The 22555-nt window shown below is 41.7% G+C and carries 21 protein-coding genes, 2 tRNA genes and 2 pseudogenes; 18 read left to right on the top strand and 7 right to left on the bottom strand.

Going from position 1 to position 22555, the window contains the following annotated elements:
- From BV375_RS24665 to BV375_RS24655, 3 genes and pseudogenes are all read left to right on the top strand, one after another.
- Positions 1-540, top strand: a pseudogene (locus BV375_RS24665) (DUF4175 domain-containing protein); the annotation flags it as partial.
- Positions 541-597: 57 nt separating this feature from the next.
- Positions 598-668: transfer RNA gene (locus BV375_RS24660), tRNA-Gly, on the top strand.
- 367 nt (positions 669-1035) lie between these two features.
- A pseudogene (locus BV375_RS24655) lies at positions 1036-1592 on the top strand (Uma2 family endonuclease).
- 78 nt (positions 1593-1670) lie between these two features.
- Here the strand turns inward: BV375_RS24655 and BV375_RS24650 are convergent.
- The 3 genes from BV375_RS24650 to BV375_RS24640 all read right to left on the bottom strand — a co-directional run bounded on the left by BV375_RS24650 (position 1671) and on the right by BV375_RS24640 (position 5984).
- On the bottom strand, positions 1671-2999 hold the full coding sequence (locus BV375_RS24650) for an ATP-binding protein (protein ID WP_086765402.1): 1329 nt from the start codon (positions 2997-2999) through the stop codon (positions 1671-1673).
- Between the two features lie 198 nt (positions 3000-3197).
- Entirely contained in the window at positions 3198-4517 is a 1320-nt protein-coding gene (locus BV375_RS24645; RefSeq protein WP_243714037.1) for a tellurite resistance TerB C-terminal domain-containing protein, read from the bottom strand.
- Positions 4518-4622: 105 nt separating this feature from the next.
- Positions 4623-5984, bottom strand: a complete 1362-nt coding sequence (locus tag BV375_RS24640) for an ATP-binding protein (RefSeq protein WP_243714036.1) — start codon at positions 5982-5984, stop codon at positions 4623-4625.
- 102 nt (positions 5985-6086) lie between these two features.
- On the opposite strand from BV375_RS24640, the gene BV375_RS24635 reads away from it, so the two are divergent.
- The 9 genes from BV375_RS24635 (at position 6087) to BV375_RS24600 (ending at position 14610) form a co-directional block, all read left to right on the top strand.
- Entirely contained in the window at positions 6087-6407 is a 321-nt protein-coding gene (locus BV375_RS24635; protein WP_086765398.1) for a TMEM14 family protein, read from the top strand.
- A 46-nt stretch (positions 6408-6453) separates the two neighbouring features.
- On the top strand, positions 6454-6696 hold the full coding sequence (locus tag BV375_RS36215; protein ID WP_143842197.1) for a hypothetical protein: 243 nt from the start codon (positions 6454-6456) through the stop codon (positions 6694-6696).
- A 765-nt stretch (positions 6697-7461) separates the two neighbouring features.
- Positions 7462-8601, top strand: a complete 1140-nt coding sequence (gshA, locus tag BV375_RS24630) for a glutamate--cysteine ligase (RefSeq protein ID WP_086765396.1) — start codon at positions 7462-7464, stop codon at positions 8599-8601.
- Between the two features lie 378 nt (positions 8602-8979).
- Complete coding sequence (locus BV375_RS24625) at positions 8980-9441, top strand: tRNA (cytidine(34)-2'-O)-methyltransferase (RefSeq protein WP_086765394.1); 462 nt, start codon at positions 8980-8982, stop codon at positions 9439-9441.
- Between the two features lie 810 nt (positions 9442-10251).
- On the top strand, positions 10252-12540 hold the full coding sequence (locus BV375_RS24620; RefSeq protein WP_086765392.1) for a peptidoglycan DD-metalloendopeptidase family protein: 2289 nt from the start codon (positions 10252-10254) through the stop codon (positions 12538-12540).
- Positions 12541-12789: 249 nt separating this feature from the next.
- A tRNA-Met gene (locus tag BV375_RS24615) sits at positions 12790-12863 on the top strand.
- A 174-nt stretch (positions 12864-13037) separates the two neighbouring features.
- The gene (dtd, locus tag BV375_RS24610) at positions 13038-13490 is read left to right on the top strand and encodes a D-aminoacyl-tRNA deacylase (protein WP_086765390.1); all 453 of its coding nucleotides are present in this window, start codon (positions 13038-13040) and stop codon (positions 13488-13490) included.
- Between the two features lie 106 nt (positions 13491-13596).
- Positions 13597-13932 (top strand): photosystem II reaction center protein Psb28, encoded by a 336-nt coding sequence (gene psb28 / locus BV375_RS24605; protein WP_086765388.1) that lies wholly within the window; start codon positions 13597-13599, stop codon positions 13930-13932.
- Between the two features lie 174 nt (positions 13933-14106).
- Entirely contained in the window at positions 14107-14610 is a 504-nt protein-coding gene (locus BV375_RS24600; RefSeq protein WP_086765386.1) for a molybdenum cofactor biosynthesis protein B, read from the top strand.
- 124 nt (positions 14611-14734) lie between these two features.
- Here BV375_RS24600 and mraY read toward each other — a convergent pair whose 3' ends face one another.
- On the bottom strand, positions 14735-15832 hold the full coding sequence (gene mraY / locus BV375_RS24595; protein ID WP_086765384.1) for a phospho-N-acetylmuramoyl-pentapeptide-transferase: 1098 nt from the start codon (positions 15830-15832) through the stop codon (positions 14735-14737).
- 78 nt (positions 15833-15910) lie between these two features.
- On the bottom strand, positions 15911-16150 hold the full coding sequence (locus BV375_RS24590) for a DUF3134 domain-containing protein (protein WP_086765382.1): 240 nt from the start codon (positions 16148-16150) through the stop codon (positions 15911-15913).
- A 242-nt stretch (positions 16151-16392) separates the two neighbouring features.
- Here BV375_RS24590 and BV375_RS24585 point away from each other — a divergent pair, with 242 nt between their 5' ends.
- The 5 genes from BV375_RS24585 to mdh all read left to right on the top strand — a co-directional run bounded on the left by BV375_RS24585 (position 16393) and on the right by mdh (position 20035).
- Positions 16393-16977, top strand: a complete 585-nt coding sequence (locus BV375_RS24585) for a PAP/fibrillin family protein (protein WP_086765380.1) — start codon at positions 16393-16395, stop codon at positions 16975-16977.
- 297 nt (positions 16978-17274) lie between these two features.
- The gene (locus BV375_RS24580; RefSeq protein WP_086765377.1) at positions 17275-17487 is read left to right on the top strand and encodes a photosystem I reaction center subunit IV; all 213 of its coding nucleotides are present in this window, start codon (positions 17275-17277) and stop codon (positions 17485-17487) included.
- A 147-nt stretch (positions 17488-17634) separates the two neighbouring features.
- Entirely contained in the window at positions 17635-18621 is a 987-nt protein-coding gene (locus BV375_RS24575; RefSeq protein WP_086765375.1) for a DNA-formamidopyrimidine glycosylase, read from the top strand.
- Positions 18622-18732: 111 nt separating this feature from the next.
- Positions 18733-18948 (top strand): NAD(P)H-quinone oxidoreductase subunit O, encoded by a 216-nt coding sequence (locus BV375_RS24570; protein WP_086765374.1) that lies wholly within the window; start codon positions 18733-18735, stop codon positions 18946-18948.
- Positions 18949-19054: 106 nt separating this feature from the next.
- Positions 19055-20035, top strand: a complete 981-nt coding sequence (mdh, locus tag BV375_RS24565) for a malate dehydrogenase (protein ID WP_086765372.1) — start codon at positions 19055-19057, stop codon at positions 20033-20035.
- Positions 20036-20379: 344 nt separating this feature from the next.
- Here mdh and BV375_RS24560 read toward each other — a convergent pair whose 3' ends face one another.
- Both BV375_RS24560 and BV375_RS24555 read right to left on the bottom strand, forming a co-directional pair.
- Positions 20380-20760: a translation initiation factor gene (locus tag BV375_RS24560; protein WP_086765370.1), complete on the bottom strand. Its 381-nt coding sequence runs from the start codon at positions 20758-20760 to the stop codon at positions 20380-20382.
- A 92-nt stretch (positions 20761-20852) separates the two neighbouring features.
- Positions 20853-21344 carry a hypothetical protein gene (locus BV375_RS24555; protein WP_086765408.1) on the bottom strand — a complete coding sequence of 164 codons (492 nt, stop codon included), beginning with the start codon at positions 21342-21344 and terminating at the stop codon, positions 20853-20855.
- Positions 21345-21844: 500 nt separating this feature from the next.
- On the opposite strand from BV375_RS24555, the gene BV375_RS24550 reads away from it, so the two are divergent.
- The gene (locus tag BV375_RS24550) at positions 21845-22525 is read left to right on the top strand and encodes a hypothetical protein (RefSeq protein WP_086765368.1); all 681 of its coding nucleotides are present in this window, start codon (positions 21845-21847) and stop codon (positions 22523-22525) included.
- Positions 22526-22555 lie beyond the last annotated feature (30 nt).

Below are 22555 nucleotides of genomic sequence, written 5' to 3'. Positions count from 1 at the left end.
CAACAGCAACGCGAACTAGCTGAACAACAGCAACGCGAACTAGCTGAACAACAGCAACGCGAACTAGCTGAGCAACGCCAACGTCAACTAGCTGAACAACAGCAACGCGAGAACGCAGGTAATACTAGTACTAATAACCAACAATCCCCCACTCAACCCTCTAATGCGGCAGGTGGAAGCCTCATAGCAAGTTTAGTTGGACAACCTCAACAAGATATAGATGCACATACTCACTCAGCTAAAATCAAACCAAGCAACCAGCCATTTAGCAAGGGTCTTGAATATGTAAAGTACATAGAGAAAGATTCTGGTCAGCCTGTAGAATTTACAGTGACATTAACAATTTCCGAAAAAGGCAGACTTGAGTATGTTGCTGTTGTAGATAAAAACATCTCCGAAAAAGAAAAAAGCTACTATGAAGACTTTGTAACCAATGAGGTCTTAAATAACTGGGAGTTTGAACCTGCTTATGACAACGATCCTAACGATCCAAAGGCTAGTACTCTCATAGTACGTATCCGACTACAGCCTCTCCCTTGATTATTAGCTGCTTGAATTTCACCTACAACTGTGTTATGCTATTGAGGTTGGAAATTTGCGGGCGTAGTTTAGTGGTAAAACTATAGCCTTCCAAGCTATTAATGCGGGTTCGATTCCCGCCGCCCGCTTAGATGTAAAAACCTCTGTAAAGCCTAGATTACAGGGGTTTTTAGTTCTTCAAGATACTTGTTCACTAGTAGATATGTTCTAATTTTAGGTCTAAAGTACCTGTAGTGAAAAAGAGTACTCAAAGAATGCGATCGCACTATTACTAAAATACCGATTTAGTATTCGGAATCATGACGAAAAAACCAGGTTTTCTTAGGTTGCGACAAGCATTGTTTGGTTATAAAAGGCGTTAGAGCAGGGTTTCTAAGTCTCGCGTTTTATTAAGGAATCAGTGTTTTAGCATGATTTAGTTGGGTGATCGCAAGCTTCCGCAAACAATATAGTGACAGGCAAAATAGATGTAAGAGAATCTGGCAAGGAAAAACGATGAGTACACTAGCCACATCCATTACCTTAGAAGAATTCCTGCAACTCCCTGAAACCAAACCCGCCTCTGAGTATATCGATGGAAAAATTAGCCAAAAACCCATGCCACAGGGAGAACATAGTCTACTACAAGTCGAACTATGCCAAGCAATTAATCGGACTGCCAAACCGCAAAAAACTGCCCTTGCCTTTCCCGAACTGCGCTGCATCTTTGGCGGTGCTGCTATTGTTCCTGATATTGCCGTATTTCGCTGGGAACGTATTCCCCGTGAAGCATCAGGCAGAATCTCGCCAACCGCTTTGAAACTCATCCTGACTTGGCAATAGAAATCCTTTCCCCAGAGCAAAGCCAAGCCAAAGTTCTCCGGAACTTACTGCAATGCTCTCAAAATGCTACAGAACTAGGGTGGTTGATTTTTCCAAATGAAGCCAGCATTTTAACCATCTTCCCAAATCAACGAGTCGAAATGCTCACAGGTACAGACTCAGTTCCCATTCTCAGCAACATCGACCTATCCTTAAGCGTCGAGCAAGTCTTTAGCTGGCTAAACCTCTAAAATTCCACAGACACTCTGCTGTACAGCGATAAAGTTCGCTACATTGATTATGATACAGGCTGGAAAAAGTTGAGCAAATCACAAACTAAATTCTGCTGCATTATCCTCATCTAAATTTGCATCTTTCCCCGCAGCAGTGGGTTTAAATTTAGAGCCATGAATTAATTCCTTCAATTCTAATTTTGGGTTTTGGTGGAGAATATTCAAAACACTGATAAAATCTCGTACAATCTCCCCCGGCGTCAGCAACGCCTCTGCACCCAAGCGATTGACAATTTCCTGCACAAACTCATTCAAATCTCGGTTTGTCAAAGCTTTTTCATACCCAAAATTTAGGGCATGAATTTCAGTTATGCGTTGCAAAAGTGAGAAAATCTCTTCTTCACTTAAAGGGTTGAGTCTGATTACCGGACCTGAATATTCTTGAATGCCAGCTTGGGTAACAAAGCGGCTTTCTTTAGTACGTCTACGCCAAGCTTGATCTGCAAATAATCCTCGATTTGGGTCTTCTAAAAACTTTGTTGTACCACCAATCAAAATACCTAGATGTTCAGCTTTACACTGCATGGTATCGTTAAACATTGCTAGCAGTCTATTATAATTTTTTTCTCGCGTAACTGTAGTGGATATTTGGTATAAATGCACAGATTCATCAACTAAGATTAACAGTCCTTTGTAGCCAATCTCTGCTACAAATTTCGCCAATAATTTGATGTAGTCATACCAACTATCATCATCAATAATTACACGTACTCCTAAAGCTGCTTTTGCTTCAATTTTTGTAGTAAATTCTCCTCGCAACCAACGCATAGCAGAATTTTTTAAGTCATCATCATCCAATCGGTAACCACGCCAATAAGCGCTAATTACATTACCAAAATCAAAACCGTGGACTAAATCTTCAATATACTGAACAACTTCTCTTATTTTCGCTTCAACTTGGTCATCAAAACCTTCATCATTAGGACGTATTCCAGCTTCTTTTGCTACTTCTTGTTGAATTTTATTAATCCATCCTTCTAAAATTGAAACTAAAGCACCACCATCAGGACGAGTTTTTGTAGCTAGGCGACTCATCAATTCTCGATAGGTTGCTAAACCTTCATTGTTGCTTCCTGCTAGTCGGCGTTCTGAGGATAAATCAGCATCAGCTACTACAAAACCTTGTTCCATAGCACGGCTACGAATCAGTTGCAGCATAAAACTTTTACCCGAACCGTAGTTGCCAATTATAAAACGAAATGCCGATACACCTTCTGCAATGTCATCGAGATTCTGTAACAGACTTTTTAGTTCTTGTTCTCGACCAACTGCTATATGTTCAACTCCCATCCTTGGTACTACTCCTGCTCCAAGAGAATTAATTAAAGCAGTGGATATTTTTTTCGAGATTTTGAGCTTTGCCATGTAGTTGATCTCACCTGATTTTGAACGCAGAGGCTTACAGCCAGCAAGTTAAGTCAGGTATATGCTATACCTATTAAGTAATTTTACAACGGCATGAATAATTTAATTAATTTAGATGAAAGCCACCTAGTTATAAGAATTAACGTTCTAACAAACTGCCAATGATATCAATAAAATTCTTCTAATCATTTAACCCTTCTACATAGAGCTTTCATACATATCCATCATTTTGTTGACGTTATTTATATGCTCTTGATATATTTCTGGAGTGGAAACTTCTGTATTAATAATTAATTCTCCCAAAGTATCATTAGCTTTACCATTGATTGAATCAATCAATAAATTCGGCATAGTAATATTTGCTTCTGCAATCTGTTTAATTACAGCTTGGGTATTTTCTTGCTCTACTATGGCTTTTAAGACCTGAATTTCATAGTTTGATAGCTGCTTGAGAAAATCTCTCCATTCTTCGGACAAGGTTCCAGATGCATCAGCTTGTATATTTATTGGTGCTATAGGTTCAATTAATTCCTCAAAAGGAAAAAAATCTTGAATATCTTCCTGTGATTTTTCGGATAAAATTTCTGGATTTAGTGTTTCTATTTGTTGAAGTAGTTCCCAGACTTGGCTTTGTAGTAAATCGCGTTCTTCTTGCAATAATAAAACTTGGCCTTGTACGTGGTACAATTCAGTTTGCTGTTCTACTATTTTGCTTTGTAAGTCATTCAAGCTAGATTCTATATTGTCTCTATTAGTTGTGGTATTTATTAGTAATTGATTTTTCTGATTAACTTCAAATTCTAGCTCTTGCAGTTGATTTCGCAATTCATAGAGTTTTTCTTCTATTTGAGGTTTAAGCCTACCTAGCAAGATTATATTACTTTCAATCTCTTGTTTTTCTTGGTGAAGTTCGCAGATTTGATTCTGCAATTGATTAATTTCGGAACGAGAGACATTAAAATTTAATTCAAGGCGACGTTTTTCTGCTGTCAGAACAGAAAATGAGGTATTGAGTTCAGCTTTATTTTTATCTAGACTATGAATTTCCGTTTTTAGAAGACTAATTTCATTTTCTAACTGTTTTCTTTGACCAGCAAAAGTGCTAAGTTCTCTATGTAAGCTATCTCTTTGATTGCGACATTCTGCTACTTTATTTTGTAGTTGTTTAGACTCAGAGTATAATAAATTACGATGTTCTTCGATTTGGTTAATTTCTCTAGCAATACGAGACTTCAATTCCTCAAGTTCTTTAATTCGTTTGTGCAGAGAATTTAAAACAAGCATTTCATAATTTTTCCGCCGTTTATCTACACAAAATGCTGCTGTATAGGTAGCAACTAAAGTAATGATTCCTGTGACAAAGGCTTTAGTATAATCCCAGTTAGGGACAAGACTAAGACCAAAACTCACACTAAAGGCAACTATTCCTAAAAAAAATCTATTATTTACTGTTGCTGAGTGCATATTACTTATTTTTAGCTTAGCCAAGTTATCAATATCAGTAGTTTTTATGGTCATTACTCCATACTTTCTGTTATGGAAGTCTGCGGTTGTAAATATTTGTACATGATATTTTCCTATCAATAACTAAAAATTAAAATTATCAACCAATGAATTGTATTATTACTGTGTAGATGTATTATTTTTGACGGTATAAATTGCTAAATCAGCTTTTAAGAAATCAACAAACTGGCGTGCTGTACGTCCAGAACGACCATTATGGCGAGTAGCCCACTGTAATGCTTGATACTCCAAATCTTCTTGGCTAATATTAATTCCTGCTTTTGCAGCTAAATGCCGGACAATTTTTAAATAAGTTTTCTGATCTGCCCCCTCAAAGGTCAAAGTTAGACCAAAGCGATCGCTAAAAGACAGTTTCTCCTGCATCGTATCCCATACATGAATTTCTTCTTGATCTTTGGGAGCAGGCCTATCTGTATAAAACTCTCGAATCAAGTGGCGGCGATTAGAAGTTGCATACACAACTACGTTTTCAGGCCGTGCAGTTAAATTACCTTCTAAAACTACTTTTAGTGCTTTAAAGGCATCGTCATCTTCTTCAAAGGAAAGGTCATCAACAAAGATAATAAATTTCTGTGGCACTCCTCGCAATTGTTCAACAATTATTGGCAAGTCTTGTAATTCAGATTTTGTCACTTCCACTAAGCGGAGGTTGCGTTGACTATACTCATTCAACAAAGCTTTTACTAAGGACGATTTTCCAGAACCACGACTACCATAAAGTAATACGTGCAGTGCAGACTCGCCTGATAATAAAAACTCTGTATTTTTTAACAAAGCGTCCCGCTGAGACTCATAACCTGCTAGTACATCAAGTTTCATAGAATCAGGATGCTGAATGCCAACAAACTTACCATCTTGCCAGCGCAAAGCGCGATATTCTGCAAATAATCCTGTGCCAAATTGCCGATAATAAGTGGCTAAATCTTCTACAGTCTCAGCCCAATTATCTGAGTTTTGTAGAGAGACAACTGCCTCAGCTTCAAGGCGCTGCTTCATCCATACTGTCTTTGCTTCTACCTTACCTTGCTCTGTGTACCACACAATGGGTGAAACAGGTAGATGAGCTACAGTTTGTACCCACTCACTCAAAGAAGCGCTGCTACATTCACATAAACTATGCAACACCTGTAAATCATGCTGAGCTGCTGCTACTAAAGCAAGGGGTATATTCTCAAATTCTTCCTGTTGAGCCAGCCTTGTAAATGGATTCTCAGAAACGAGAATTTGATTAATTAAGTAGTCTTCCCAATTTTGATTTTTAGCGGCTAAGGCGTGAAAGTAACTGCCGTAAGCTTGGAGGGAACCTCGTGCATCAGCATCAGTGTAGCGTATAGCTTGCAACAGTTCAAGAAATGCCATCCCCACTTCATTCTGGAGAACGGATTGGTAAAGTAAGAGTGATGCTGCTTGGCGCTGGAGGAACTGGATTTTTGCATAAGATGAAGTGCTTACCGTAGACATCGCTTGATTATCCATCAATCAATTGGGTGATGAGCTTCAAAAGCTATGGTAAATTGTCTGCCGACCCTTGCTGCAAAGTCAAAATCTAGATAGGTTTTAACAATGAACATAGGTATAATTGCCGCGCTTGTCTACGGCATTTTGGCCTTGATTGGTGGCATTATGGGCTACATTCAGGCTAATAGTAAAGTTTCGTTGCTAAGTGGTATTATTAGCGGTTTATTACTAATTTTTGGCGTTTTATTGCAATTACAAGGACAAGCCTGGGGTTTGTTTGTAGCAGCTTTGGTTACTGCTCTTTTAGTGGTTGTCTTTTGCTTGCGGTTAGCAAAAACACGTAAGTTTATGCCTTCAGGATTAATGGCTATTTTGGGTATGGTGGCATTAGTGCTGATGTTGAATCAAATTGTTGCTGTCAAGTAGAGTGACCTTTGATCAGCTAATGCACTTCTAAATTGAACATTTTTTCATGTTCGCGCAGCGTCTCCGACAGGAGAAGGGTGTCATTCGTCATTTGTTTACCCTGGGGGAAGCCCTACTCTACCCTTCGGGAACGGCTAACAGGGACTACCGCTTCGCTTACACCAGTCGCTCATGCAGGAAACCACGCCACTTTCGTGACTGTTGGCAAGCCGCCCAACACCGTGGCTTTCCAGACCACGCTGGTTCACCGCTTTGCGTCTATGTAAACACAAATGACCATGACCAATGACACAGACGAGAAGTTTAAGCGGAAAAAGCCTCCGCTCAAAACTTTAGGGAAGACCCTGATGTGAGTCAATATACAGTTTAAATACGTCACAGCTTAGCAGTTTTCCCATACTGATGCTTGATGAATTTTGACATTTACGGACAAGGGTAACAGGTAGACAAAAGATAAATGACAATTTACAAAGCACCCAGTAGCAGACCGCTATTAGCCTCTATTTGTAATTTTGATATAGATGACTCTCCCTATTCTCAGTAATTATATATAGTACATTTATATTACTGTAAGGTTGCACTTTTAATATCAAAAAAGCTCAGTTTTTGCTCTGCTTCCTCTGGGTTTAAAAATGCTAGGTTGTGAAACAAAGTAGTACTAAGTTTATGGGAATATACAAAATAGGAGGACTATCTATTTGCCTCTAGACAAAATTGGCGCTGATCCTATGTAGGCGATCGCCAGGAAATAATAGGCTTAATCTCTCTCGGTATTTTCTGCTGGGAAATAGCAGCAATCCCTATTGCATAAGGCTGCTAGTCAAGTCTATCGCCCTTAGGCATCAGTTAAGAATTGGTAATTATAAATTACTAATACTAAGGGCATAAATTATTTATACCTTTAGTATTTCTGAGTTATACAAAAAACAGACAGAATGCTTGTGTTTGTTAGTTTGCGATTAAAAAATTCTGAATTGGGCTTGGCTTCAACGTCGATGCAAAAAATCGTCTCGTTCGATACAATTTATAGGCTAAGAGAGCCGAGGAGAACAAAGTGAGCTTATCAAAAGGCTTTGAGATTGAGATGTATACGGGCACACCTCAAGGTGAAATCATCGGTCTCTCTGACAAAATTGTTGAGGCTTTAGATGGATTTGTGCGGGAGCCAGATAGCCGCAACGTAGAATACATAACTAAGCCATTACATAGTTATGAGCAGTTATTGTGTGCCCTGCTGCGTCCTCGCCATGAACTGCGAAAATATCTTAAACAATTAGGTGACTATACCTTAATTCCAGGCAGCACCTTGTCTTTGGCTGGGAGCGATCGCTTTTTCCGTTCCGATCCCACTAACCCTTATCACGACTATATTGAGCAAACCTATGGCACAAAAGTAGTCACAGCTAGCGTACATATCAATATCGGTATTAGCGATCCAGAACTATTGATGCGGGCGTGTCGAGTAATTCGAGTAGAAGCACCTTTATTCCTCGCCCTCAGCGCTTCATCTCCTTTTTTAGATGGCAAAGCTACTGGTTATCACTCTACCCGATGGGGACTATTTCCGCATACGCCTGCCCGTGTACCTTTATTTGAGAGCCACGCTCACCACATTCAATGGGTAGAACAACAGCTGGCTGCTGGCACAATGCAAAATGTCCGGCATTTGTGGGCATCAGTCCGACCAAATGGCGATCGCCGTCCCTATGACTTAAATCGCCTAGAACTGCGAATTTGCGATTTAGTTACAGATCCGATCTCCTTACTAGCAATTACTGCCTTGCTAGAAGCCCGTTTGTTGCAGGTAATAGAAAATCCTGACATCGATCCGTTAACTCAAAGTAGCTTCTCTCCTGAAGAACTCATCAGCTTAACTGCTAGCAACGAAGCTGCTGCTGCTAGTGCGAGTCTGGATGCTCCGCTTCAGCATTGGCAAGATGGCAGAACTATTTTGGCTAGAGATTGGATAGATCAAATGTACCAAGAAGTTTGGGCGATCGCTAAACAGCAAGGGTTTAGTTGTTTTCTTTCTCCCTTGCACAAAATTCTCCGTGAAGGTAATGAAGCCCAACAGTGGTTGCAACTGCACGCAGTCGGGTTTGATTCTGGGCGAGTTATTTCCCAAGCAATTGTCGCTACCCAAGAACGGGAAATCGAATTAGAGAACAAATTGTGTTCCCCCTCATTGGCGTGACACTACACCCCCTGTCTTCTTACAAATGGTAGATTTTTTGGCAGGCAGAGGAAACTATAGACCAACGCTGTCAGGAGGAAAGCTCCGCTTAGACTTCTCTATCTGTCCCATTTTCACACATGGCGATGAAATTTTCTCATTGGGACTTTCTTCTGCTTTTTAGTCCAAGCTGTGCAATGAAAAAATTTAAAAATTCGCGGTCTTAACCAGAAATACTCTCAGATACTTATCTGAGAGTGAATTTGCTATGTTTTAAAAATCTAATCGATAGGAAGAGCTTGATTAATTATTAACAAAACCTATAGATAGTGCCTAACCCTTGGTAGAATGTGCGGAGTTAATACATTGTTTTTTACACTACATTCTTGCCACTGAATAATGCCCCAGGTAGTTTTAGTTAACCCTCAAATTCCCCCGAATACAGGCAATATTGCTCGTACTTGTGCTGCTACGGGTACAGAATTACATTTGGTTGGTCCTTTAGGGTTTGAAATTAGCGATCGCTACCTCAAAAGAGCTGGTTTAGATTACTGGCCTTATGTCAAGCTCAACTATCATGAATCTCTAGAAGCCTTTAAAAATATCCATCAGAAACGTGGCGGTAGATGGTTGGGTTTTAGTGTACGTGGCAGTTTTAATTATGCCCAATTTAATTTTCAAGCAGATGACTGGCTGCTGTTTGGTAGCGAAACCACTGGCTTAGCGCCAACAATTCTATCAGCTTGTGATGCAACCTTATACATACCTATGGCTCAACCTCAAGTTCGTAGCTTGAATCTTTCTGTGAGTGTCGCAGTGGGTTTGTTTGAAGCGCGCCGTCAATTGGGTTATTCGCAATAGAACCTTTATAGATATTTATAAGTAAAAATACTTAAATAATTCTATGATATCTGAGGATATCATAATGTCCAAGTAGTTGATTTCAGCAAATATAGCCATTGTTACAGCCAAAACGATGTGAATGGTTATACTTGATTCTGTAAGCTCTTCTAAAAGTGAGTAAAAATTACTTTCAAACTTAGGTGAGCTTATATAAGAAATTTGTATCTAAAAATTGCGTCGATTCGGAATTTGAATGATAGATTTTGATGAATTTCAATTATCTTAAAACTTGGGAACAAAACGGGTAAAACCTAGTCTTATAGGGCATTTAGTCATTTTTGGCTCAAGTGGTATTTGGAAGAAGCGCAAAAGTAGCTGCGAGATAATACGGTTGTTTTTTAGGGAATAATCAACGTAAAGTCTCGTGTTGGGTAGACGGATTGGATAGAAATCTCTTGAAGATATCTACAGCAGGGAGATTTGCTTTTCGAGAAGTCTTAGCTAATCAATTGCAAAGAGCAACAGTGGATTTGGCAAAGTTTATTATGTTTGTCCATTCCCAGCTACTTCAGCAAGACAGGCGCAGACAACTGCAAAAAGCAAAACATCATAAGGTGTGAGGAACAGAACGGACAAGTCAGCACAGCAATTTTAAGTTTTGCTAAAAGGTGTGAACTTGTCTAAATCAGAGAAGCAGGTTAATCTTGCGTAAGTATCTCTGGTGGGTGTGATCTTGATCAATCATTTGATGTGATCTAAATCATTGACTAGTATCAGACTGAAAAAAATCAAGGTCAGTTAAGCGCTAGTGATCATAGGAGGTCGTCTTTGAAACGAGCATTGAAAAAGAGAGTAAAGGCTGTGCTGAAAAATACAACCAGCAGTGACGGTGCCCCGGTAGAACAGTCAAACATGAATAATTCTGTGAGCAACCACCGGGCGCGGACAAAAGCCGCCATGATTGGCTTGGCGCTCTCAATGGGAGCAACAAGTCTTTTGGTGACTCGACAAAGCGATCAAGCTCAAGCAGCCGCTCCTGTGGGCAGCCAAAAGGCAGCCTCAACGATTCCAGCTGCTCCTGACACTGAGATGAAATTTGCTCCCACAAAGCTGGAAAACCAAACCGTCTCATTAGTGAGCGTGCCGGAAAATCCTGTCATAGTGGAACCAACAGCAATTTCACAAGTGCCTGGGCTTGAAGCTAAATTGCAAGTTGCGGCAAATGGAATGTCTGTGCCAGTTCCGGTTTCAGCAGCAACTGGCAAAGCTACAGCAACTTATAAGAGTTCTTTTTATCAGCAACCCCAATTAGTACAGGGTTTGCAAGTAGCCAACAAGCTACAAGAAGTACAAAAACTTTCTATTGCTAATAGTGTAGTTAGCTCGCCAACTACATCCCTGAGCGCAGTAGCTACAGAGAATCAAACTGCTAACAATGAAGTTACTGCTCAACTGAAGGCGCAGCAGGAATTTGCGCTGAATCGGTTACAAGAAAAATCGAACCGTTTAAAACAAAGTCTGGCGGAGTTGCGGTCTGGGGAGAGTAAGAATTTATCACAAGCTAATGTGGGGTTGTCTCAGCCAACAGCTGTAGTTGAGAAAGCGCCACAACTCAACGCAAGCAAGATTGCAACTGAGCAGTTGCCAATTAGCACTGATGCCAACAAAGCAAGCCTGATATCTAGACTAAAACAGTCGAAAGCTGGCTCTGCGCCATTAGCAACTTCTGTACCAGCTACAGTCAAAGCCGCTACACCATCGGCCGCTGTTGCCTACGAAGTTAAGCCCGGAGATACTCTAGCGGCGATCGCTAGCAATTACGGTACTTCCGTCTCAGAGTTAGCCAAGGCAAATCATCTGAGCGATCCAAATCAACTGCAAATCAGTCAAAAACTGGTTATTCCTGCTGCTGGGGTTGAGCGCAACACAGCTAACCCATCCACCTTAGCAATTAATCCTACGGTAGAGCAGTCTGATGCTACGCTCAAAGTAGCTCCATCCCCTGTAAACACAGCTATTGCTAACCCAATAACTGTGACACCACAGTTACCAGTCGTTGCTAACAACAGCAATGTTACCGTACCGACACCAGTAGCTACGAGCAATCCGATTCCTGTAAATACTGCGATCGCTTCGCAAACAGTCCCCAGCCCTGCTAATGCTTACGGTATGGGTGGTGATGCTCCGGTGCCAAAGGTTTTTGCCGAAATGCAGTTGAATCAAAAACCGCAGAAGCTAGCAAGCAACAAAAGTAATGAGCGTCTCCAGAGCTTACAAGCAGAAATTCAGAGATTGCGTGAGAAATATCGCGCCCAGCAAGCTGGTGTAGTCACCCCAGCAGTTAGCGAAAATAACAACGCTGCGGTCTCGGTTCCGGTTGGTAATCCGAATAATTTTGCGGTATCCAGCCCCACTTTGCCACGGAATTCGGTACAAATTCCTGTGCCTTCGCCCATTGGGACGACTAACTATAGTGTCCAACCAATGAAGCCCCAATACCGAGCAACTCAACCGACTAACGAGCCAGTAAATCCAGAGTTCTTATCTAACCAAGCCCCTGGACGTAAGACACCTACTGCTAGAATTGCAACTCCTCCTCGGGGAATTAATGCTTCTGACTCCCTAGGAAAGATGCGGGGAACCACAGTCTCTCCTGGCCTACCACCTTTGTCAGCAGTAGATCAATATCTACCCAAACCCATTGACGAGGCTATCCCTCCCCCATCCTCCTCATCCGTTGCTTACATTTGGCCAGCGAAGGGTGTGCTGACCTCCGGCTTTGGCTGGCGCTGGGGCAAAATGCACAAGGGAATTGATGTTGCTAACTCCACCGGCACGCCAGTTTACGCATCAGCTGACGGCGTAATCGAGAAGGCAGGTTGGAATAATGGTGGCTATGGCAATCTTGTCGATATCCGCCATCCTGATGGCAGTATGACTCGCTATGGTCATAACAGCAAAATTCTAGTGCAGGCAGGTCAGCAAGTGCATCAAGGAGAAACAATTGCTCTTATGGGTAGCACTGGTTTTAGTACTGGTCCACACAGCCATTTTGAAATTCATCCATCAGGTAAGGGCGCAGTTAACCCAATTACCTACTTGGCAAACCGTATCTAGTTTCTGGCTGTTTAGAATTCAATCATTACATTTTTCATAGGGGGAGCTAAACTCCCTCTTTTGCTTGGCATAGCGATTATCTAATTTCGAGCTAAAAATAATTTTTCTCTTCTCTCCTGCTTGTCATCTGTAGCCACCTTTAAGAGAACGGGTATTAGTCGTTCTAGCCTCCAAGCAAAAATTAATTGCCAACAAGACTAGAAATGACCAAATTTTTCTGCTATATTTAGAAATCATGTGAAAAAGCATGGCTCAGTAGCTCAGTTGGTTAGAGCACGGGACTCATAAGCCTGGGGTCGTTGGTTCAAATCCGACCTGAGCCATTTAAAAAACCTAATTATTGTGAGAGTTTCAGCAAATAGCCGCAGTCTGGAAGCTTTTAGCTGTAAATTCCTAGCTTTGACTATAAAATTAGCTATTGTACTGCGAATTTCATACTCATTAATTCTTTTTTATCTGACTTTGAGTAAATTGTTAATAGTAGTACATTTGTTTTCATGCGCGTTATCATCCAGCGAGTTAAATCATCTCAAGTTAGCGTTAATGGTGAAATGGTCGGCAAAATTGGTCGCGGACTTAACTTACTCGTAGGTATTGCTGATACTGATACCGATGCTGAACTCGACTGGATGGCGCGAAAGTGTTTGGAATTGCGGTTATTTCCTGATGAACAAGGGGGCGACCGCTGGCAAAAATCTGTGCAAGACATTGGTGGTGAGTTGCTGGTAGTTAGTCAATTCACGCTTTATGGTGATTGTCGCAAAGGTCGCCGTCCCTCCTTTGATCGTTCGGCTGTTCCTTCATTAGCTCAAGATTTATATGAAAGATTTGTTACCAAATTACGTACTAGTGGTTTAAAAGTGGAAACTGGTGAGTTTGGTGCAATGATGCAAGTTGCAATCGAAAATGACGGGCCTGTAACTTTGTTACTAGAACGAGAAGCTACTTAAGTATTTATCCGTAAATCAAGAATATCAGTAATAGCTAAGATTGCTTGGTTCTCAAATGATGAGAAAATAATAAATTAATCATTACAAAACTTTAAGTTCACTCATCATGGCAAAAATCCAATTTTCTAGAGGTATAGACGAAGATGTAGTACCTGATGTTCGCCTAACGCGATCGCGTACTGGTGAAAGTGGTACTGCAACATTTATTTTTGTCAATCCTAAAGCTTTGGCTCAAACTACTACTGAAGATATCACCGGGATGTACATGATTGACCAAGAAGGGGAAATCATCACCCGCGAAGTGAAGGCTAGATTTGTCAACGGCAGACCAGAAGCATTAGAAGCAATTTATCTAATTAAATCTGCCGAAGAATGGGAGCGTTTTATTCGCTTTATGCAGCGGTACGCTGAAGAAAACGGTTTGGAATTTAGCAAATCATAAAGTGTCATTAGTGAGCTAGTGCGGTCTTGGGGAGCCACTGCGTTGGGCGGCGAGCCGCTCTTGTTGCAAGTGGCGTTGTTTCCCTCATAAGCAACTAGCGAACCCGAAGGGTCATTAGTCATTAGTCATTAGCTAAAGACTAAGGACTAATAACTCTGTGTGAAGAACTTACCTATGACGCAACAACCTCACCCAGACTCGCTGAGAATAACGGTAAATTGTGCTGTTGTTACCGTTAGCGATACACGTTCTCTAGAAACAGACAAAAGTGGTCAGCTAATTAAGGAATTACTTTTAACTGCCAATCATGCTGTATTAGCTCACAAAATTATCAAAGACGAACCAGCGCAGATTCAAGAACAAATAAAAATGTTGAGTGAAACTACAAGTCTGGATGTTGTGATTTTCAATGGTGGCACAGGGATTGCACCCAGAGATACTACCTACGACGCAATTGAAAAATTGCTAGAGAAAACCTTGCCAGGATTTGGAGAATTGTTTCGTTTTTTAAGTTATCAAGAAATTGGTTCGCGGGCGATCGCCTCCCGTGCTGTTGCTGGTGTTTATCAAAACAAATTAATCTTTTCTCTTCCTGGTTCTAGTAATGCTGTGCAACTGGGAATGGAAAAACTAATTTTGCCGGAACTGGTTCATTTGGTTAGTCAAATGCGTAAATGATCTGACAATTTTGCATTCATCACCGTATTGTTTTATAACCATAAAAATAACCCCCAAATTAGTGGGGGTTGGTGATTAAGAATTTACTATTTATTCAAAATGCTTTTTTTCAAATCGTAGAAAATTAACGGATTGCCATGCAAATGGTTGCCAAAATCGCGGCGATTATATAAAACACGGAAACCACTTGTAATTCTGACCAACCAGTAAGTTCCAAATGATGATGTAGTGGTGCCATTTTCAACAGGCGTTTACCTTTACCGTCGGGACCTTTAGTGGCTTTGTAATAACTTACTTGTGCCATCACAGAAAGAGTTTCTACGAAGAAGATGCCGCTGAGAATGAACAGCATGACTAAACTGTTGGTTAGCAGTGCTACAGCAGCTAAAGCGCCACCCAGAGCCAAGGAACCAGTGTCTCCCATGAAAACACGAGCTGGGTTCCGATTGTGGGCTAAGAAACCTAAACAACCGCCACTTAACGCAGCACAGAAAATCATCAATCCAGGTGAGGTGGGTGCAACTACAGCACCAAGAGCCAAAAGAGCGATCGCTACGGTTCCACCTGCCAAGCCGTCAATGCCATCAGTCAGATTGGTAGCATTACTCTCTGCAACTAGAGCAAAGCCAGCCAAAGGCCAGAAAACAAACCCTAGGGGAATTGAAGCGCCTATTAAGGGTAAAGCAATATTTGTAATTCCTGTAGGTTGATTAAACATCAGCCACAGACAAAATACTGCTGCAAAACCGACCTGCAAAGTTAGTTTTGTGCGGGGGGATATACCCTTATTTGACTTACGACGAAGAATTTGCCAATCGTCTAACCAGCCAATAAATCCATAACTGAGTGTCAATGCGGAAACCGCAACCACTTCTTTTGCAAAATTAGACAATATGCAGGCAAGTATCACAGCTACGGGAACAAAAAATATCCCGCCCATTGTCGGCGTACCTGCTTTTTTCAGATGAGCTTGGGGGCCATCTTCACGGATTATTTGTCCAGTTTTGAGTGCCTGTAGCAGCGGGATCACCCAGAAGCCTAAGGCCGCTGAACACAGCGCAGATAACAATAGTGGCAGGGTTAAAGACATACCCTGCCAAGGCAACCTATTACTCATCGAATCCAAAATCAATGCTGCCCCGCCTAGCCCTATAGCCAAACACGAAGCGATACCGATTCCAGAAAAGTTTAATCCTTGGTCAGGAGATAATTTAGCGTCCACGGAAATTTCCCTTCACTCCACACTTACAAAACTGAACAATAGTGACGATAGCTGCCACAAAGTTCCAGCCGTAACAGGCTAATCTTCGGCAATAACTATATCGTCGTCGTCATCAAGATCATAATCACCGATACCATCTTCTCCACCCAGAAACTCTGATATTTCTTCTTCATCTTCCAGAAACTCAGGTTCGTGAACGTCACGCGCTATAATCCTACCGCTGATTTGTAACCAATCTAAAAGAGAAGTCTCTTGTTTTAAAGGAATAACAGCAGCTCGCTGGTTGCGGGGTTCTTCACGTAATGGTGAATTCAACATATCGCCAAGAAACGAGAACATTCAAGTAACTAGACAATAAGAGTCTATCACTGGATATGAGTTAATTTAGTTATTAATTCAACTCAATAGTTGAACAATCCGCAATCTGACAAAAGACATTTATTTAATTACCTTATGACAGATGACAGGACATTATTAACGATCTAGTTAGACTCTATACATTTGATATTTATATATGTTTGATGCTGATTTCATCCTGATGATTTTTGAGGTGATAGGCGATGATTGGAAAAACGGCTGTCTTAGATGCGATCGCAGGTACTAATCGCGGTTTACTGGCTAGTGAGCCACACAAACAAGCTATATTAGCAGCGATCGCCACTTTAGAAGACCTTAATCCCACACCACGTCCTGTAGAGGCTCCTAATTTGCTTAATGGTAATTGGCGATTAATATATACCACAAGCAAAGCACTATTAAATCTGGATCGATTACCTTTTTGCAAGCTCGGACAAATTTATCAGTATATTCGCGTAGAGAATTCTAGCGTTTACAATATAGCCGAAATATATGGCTTACCTTATTTAGAAGGATTGGTCAGTGTTGCTGCCAAATTTGAGCCAGTCTCAGGTCGTCGTGTCCAAGTCAAATTTAATCGAAGTATCATCGGTTGGCAACGGTTATTAGGTTACAATTCTCCAGAAAATTTGATCCAACAAATTGAAGCTGGTGAAAAATTAACAGCAATTGATACTGCGATTAACAGTGATAGACAACAAGGATGGTTGGATATCACTTATTTAGATACCGATCTACGGATCGGTAGAGGTAACGAAGGTAGTGTTTTTGTACTTAATAAAGTATGAGGGTTTCCTGAAGTGTTATCTGCGAACGACATGAAATTAATTCATCGTCAGATTTTTGTCAAGCAGGGTTACACACCTTTTTTAGTTGAAGAGATGGAAGCTCGGTAAGTGCGGTAGATGGGGATCATAGAAATGGGAAAGATCCAGGGATAGAGTAGGTAACTCACAACTGATAACTGACAAGTTCCTCAACTAGAAAAATAACTTAACAAAGCCTCTGGCTGCGTCCTTCAGGTTGTAGAGTGAAATCAATTAGCCGTATATATTGGCGATTGATAACTAAAAGGGAAAAAACTCATGGTTCAACGTGGTTCTAAAGTACGTATTCTCCGCCCGGAATCCTACTGGTATCAAGATGTAGGAACCGTGGCGTCTATTGACCAAAGCGGTATCAAGTATTCAGTGATCGTCCGGTTTGATAATGTAAATTACTCAGGCATTAACACTAATAACTATGCCCCAGACGAATTATTAGAGATTGCAGCTCCAGCAGCGAAAGCGAAAAAGTAAGCAATTGAGCTATAAAGGGATTTTTTAATGGGATGATAGAGAGGTGTTCTATGGTTACAAGCCAACCATCGGAACTTTGGCGGTGATTCATTACCTCCAACGCTCTAATCCTCTATTCCTAAATAGCAAATTGCTTAATCAGCTTGAATGCCTGAACTGCCTGAAGTCGAAACAGTCCGGAGGGGTCTAAATCAGTTGACCCTCAATCAAGAAATTACGGGTGGAGATGTGTTGCTTGATCGCACCATTGCCTACCCGTTTTCTGTTGGGGAGTTTATTCATAGTATTAAAGGAAATGCCATCGCCACTTGGTATCGTCGTGGTAAGTATCTCCTCGCTGAATTATCTCCATCCGCCAAAGAAGAAGACACACAGACAGGGGGACGCGGTGCGCAGTCCCTTGCGGAGGTTCCCTCCGTTGAAGGAACTGCGAACCCGGAGGGGGAAGCGGGGAGTGGAAATGTCACTGCTTCCCCGCGTCTCTCCGTCTCTGTGTCCCCCTCTCCTGGCTACCTGGGAGTACATTTGCGAATGACAGGTCAACTACTGTGGCTGCATCGAGATGAACCACTACATAAGCACACCAGAGTCAGATTATTCTTTGGGGATCAACAAGAATTGCGCTTTGTTGATCAGCGTACCTTCGGTCAAATGTGGTGGGTTCCCCCAAATGTTCCTGTCGAAAGTGTGATTACTGGTTTAGCAAAACTCGCAGTAGATCCGTTTTCACCAGAATTCACAGTTGAGTATTTGGCGCAAAAGCTGCAAAATCGTCGCCGTCCAATCAAGACTGCTTTACTAGATCAATCAGTAGTGGCAGGATTAGGTAACATCTATGCTGATGAAGCACTTTTTAAGAGTGGAGTTTTACCAGAAACCCTATGTATAGATTTGCAGCGAGAGCAAATCAAGGATTTACGAGCTGCCATTATTCAAGTATTAGAAGCGAGTATTGAGGCTGGTGGTACAACTTTTAGTAATTTCCTCAATGTCAAGGGCATCAATGGAAACTATGGCGGTGTAGCCTTAGTATACAATCGCACTGGAGAACCCTGTCGAGTTTGTGGTAATTTGATACAGCGTACTAGGTTAGCGGGGCGTTCCAGCCACTTTTGCCCTGAATGCCAACATTAGTTGAGTTAAGTTTTAACACAAAAATATACCAATGTTAGCTTTAGTCCCTTTATGTATTGGCGCGAGCTAAGATCCTGTATAAAAGGATCTGCAAAATAGAGAGGGAAACTCATGCCAATCAAAAGAGGTGATATTGTTCGCGCTGTCCGCGAGAAGTTGGAAAACAGCGTGGAAGCAAAAGCCAGTGATACTCGCTTTCCTGGCTACATATTTGACAGCAAAGGCGAAATTGTTGATATCAAAGGTGATTACGCCCAGGTGAAGTTTGGCAAAGTACCAACACCTAACTTTTGGCTGCGTCTAGATCAACTAGAAGAATTTAAATAATTCAAAGCCTCAGACTTAAATGTAGTCTGAGGTTCAAGAAACCCAGCCTACCGGGTCAGGTAGGCAATGAAATATTATCTCCGGCTTATTAGTCGTACCCCTATATATGTCTTCTTATCCTGAATCTCCGGCTCTGTGCCACTTACCCCGTGTCACTGTTATTGGTGCAGGTAGAGTTGGTAGTACCCTAGCTCAACGAATTGCGGAGAAAAACCTAGCAGATGTAGTGTTATTAGATATCGTCCCAGGAATGCCTCAAGGATTAGCACTAGATTTAATGGAGGCTAGGGGAATTGAAATACATAATCGCCAAATTATCGGCACTAACGACTATGTTGATACATCTGGTTCGGAAATCGTGGTGATTACCGCAGGGATTCCCCGCAAACCAGGTATGAGTAGAGATGATTTACTCAAAACCAATGCCAAGATTGTAGTGGAAGCAGCCAAAAATGCGATCGCTCACTCGCCTAATGCTATTTTTATCGTCGTCACCAATCCTTTGGATGTGATGACTTATTTAGCTTGGCAAGCAACAGGGTTACCGCGCGATCGCGTTATGGGTATGGCTGGCGTCTTAGACTCAGCCCGCTTTGAAACCTTCATTGCTTTAGAGTTAGGGGTTTTACCCGCCGATGTTAAAGCTATGGTACTGGGTAGTCACGGCGATTTGATGGTTCCCTTGCCTCGTTATGCTCATGTCAACGGCATTCCGATTACAGAATTGTTAGATACAGCCACCATTGACCGTTTAGTAGAGAGAACTCGCAATGGTGGTGCAGAAATTGTGGAATTGATGCATACAGGTAGTGCTTTTTTTGCTCCGGCTTCTGCTGTAAGCGTGATGGTGGAATCGATTTTGCTCAATCAATCGCGCTTATTGCCTGTTGCAGCTTATCTTGAAGGTGAGTACGGTTTAAAGGACGTCGTAATCGGCGTTCCGTGCCGGTTGAGTTGCGGTGGGATTGAGAGTGTGTTGGAATTAAATATCGCCGATGAAGAAAGAGCAGCTTTACATAGTTCTGCTAAATCGGTACGTCAGAATATTGACCGAGCACAGGAAATGTTAGCTGCGGTTAATGTTTAATAAATTGACCCTGGAAAATCTTGCTTCTAAGTAATTAGGCGTAGTTTATCTTAGTTTTGCGTAATTTATAGTACGTTTTACTGACCTCTCCCCAACCCCTCTCCGCATCGGAGAGGGGCAGACAAATTCTAATTTTGGGCAGAAAATAAAATTTATTACCATAAAAAGCTAAGCTTTTTCAGCCTCTCCCCGTTGCGGGCAGAGATTTGGAGAGGTTTTCTTTAAATATGTCGAACGTTAACAAAAGTAAAAGGCAGTAGCATTTAAAACTACTGCCTTGTTTACTATTCTGCCAAGTTATTCTTTTATCGAAAATTACCGACGCATCAAAATCTTAGTTTGCTTTAGCGGCGGTATTCTTCATCAGCAGGATCGCCGTAGGGATCTTCGCTAGCTGGGCGGACATCGCCAAATCCTTGGTCGGCTGGGTCGCCGTAGGGATCTTGACTAGCGGGAATGACGTTCCCGTAAACATTCTGGTCGGCTGGGTCACCGTAGGGGTCTTGACTGGCAGGGATGGCGTTCCCGTAAAAGTCAGCTGGGTCGCCGTAGGGATCTTGGCTGGCAGGGATGGCGTTGCCGTAAACATTCTGGTCGGCTGGGTCACCGTATGGATCTTCGCTGGCTGGACGTACCTGGCGATCGCGGTAATCCTCTTCTTCAGCTTGATTGTCGTTCCTTCCTAAGAACAAATCCTTCGCCTTGCGGAAAAAATCATCTACCATGATCTATGTCCTTTGTGAATATCGTGGTTCCACGTGCGCGACAGGCGTTATCTTCGGGAAGTCGCTTTGATTTACACACACGTTTCACTTATTTAAAGTGCTGGAGCTTCAGTTGCAGTTATGCCACTTAAATCTCGACCTGTAGCGCGCCCGTTAAAGCCTTGATAGTCGCGGTATCTTTGCGCTTCGGATTCAGGTACTCGAATTCCTTCTGATGGTGGAGTTACCCAATGAGCGCGGTGTTGAGCATCGCGGTAGTATACACGCCCGTTTTTAGAAAGGTAGTACTTGCCTTGGGGCCCTTCTTGTTGAGCATTCTTATGCTGGTTGTAGAGGTAGTAAAGTGCTGCGGCTCCTGCCAAAATTGCTACTTTCTGTCCAGTACCCAATCCTTTTTTAGCTTGGGGTTGGTTTGTGGTGTTGCGATCGCTCACTGTTCTACCAACACTGTCATCAACTGGTGGTGGTACATTAGCAGTTCGGGAACCTCCGCAGCTAGTCAGCACTGGTACTATTAGCAATGCTGACAGACAAATTGCCAGCAGACGCGAAACTATTTTACGCTCTCCGTATGTTGTGTTCATCGTTTTTCTTGAGTAACTGCATTTGCTAAAGCCGTGCTGTTGCAAAAACAGAATCTGAATTGCGTGTGTTTTTTCTGACATTGAAAAAATCTTGGGCACTCATTCACAACAGCACAAGTAAAGCGTTTCACTGTTATGGTGATGCAGTTTCGCAACTATTCCATCCTGCCTTTGAAAGAACTGTATTCATCCGAAGGAAATATGTTGTGAATCTACCAAGTAGTTTTCTTCTGTTTTGAGCAGGGGGTAGCGATCGCTATTCTTTAACTCACAGAGATTTTGGCATTTAGTGCCTTGAAGCTATAAAAATTCTACGAACACAGTAATTTGTCTATTTTAGAACTAAGTAAAGATACTTGCTTAAAATTTAGTGCTTATTTTTAGTGAATAAATGCAGAGATTATTCAGAATTTATAAGCAAGTTTTCGATACTTTCTCAGTAGGCAATGTAAAAAATATAAAACTATTATAGTGAGAGCAAGTTAAATAGGCTACATAAAATGGGTATAAAAAAGAATAACTTACAAGCGGCGAATCAAACTAAAACTTGTCTACTTTTAGCTTTGTGGGATTTGGGAGGAACGCAGCAAGAAGTAACAAAAGGACTAGTCACTAAAAGAATTGTACCCAAAGGCAAGAAGGTAGCAGATTATCAGGGCATATTTGAGGAATTGCAGAAACAGGGTGCGATCGCAATCTCCAAAAAAGGATACTCTTTGGCATCTCCCAAGGGTTTAGAGGTATTAGATGAGGGTTTGAAGGATAGCGATTTTAAATTTGAAGGAACGATTGTTGCTACTTGGACGGCTAATGCGCTGGTGAAGTGGATTAATCAAATAGATGTGGCAGTAACTAGTACATCTGCATTAGTTAATGGAAAGAGTGCGAGAGATGCGATCGCATCTTACGAAGAATTCAAGCCAGTGGCGTTGGAAGTCTACGACAAGTTGAACTATGAATACAACTTTAATCATCTAGTGCCAATTTACAGGATTAGGAGAGAAATAGGCGATCGCGTGAGTCGTACACAGTTTAATGATTGGCTACTGGAAACGCAAGCCGACGAAATTTTCCAACTGCAAGGCGGAACTGTGGAAGACAATGCACGCGACAAAATCGAAGATTCCATTACTACAGAACTCAATGGATTACGCTGCTATGCCAAACGCCTGAAACCTTAATATTTCTTGCTTCGACTCTTCACTCATTAA

Source organism: Nostoc sp. 106C (assembly GCF_002154725.1).
GTDB lineage: Bacteria > Cyanobacteriota > Cyanobacteriia > Cyanobacteriales > Nostocaceae > Aulosira.
This window is presented reverse-complemented; position numbering and strand designations above follow the sequence as displayed.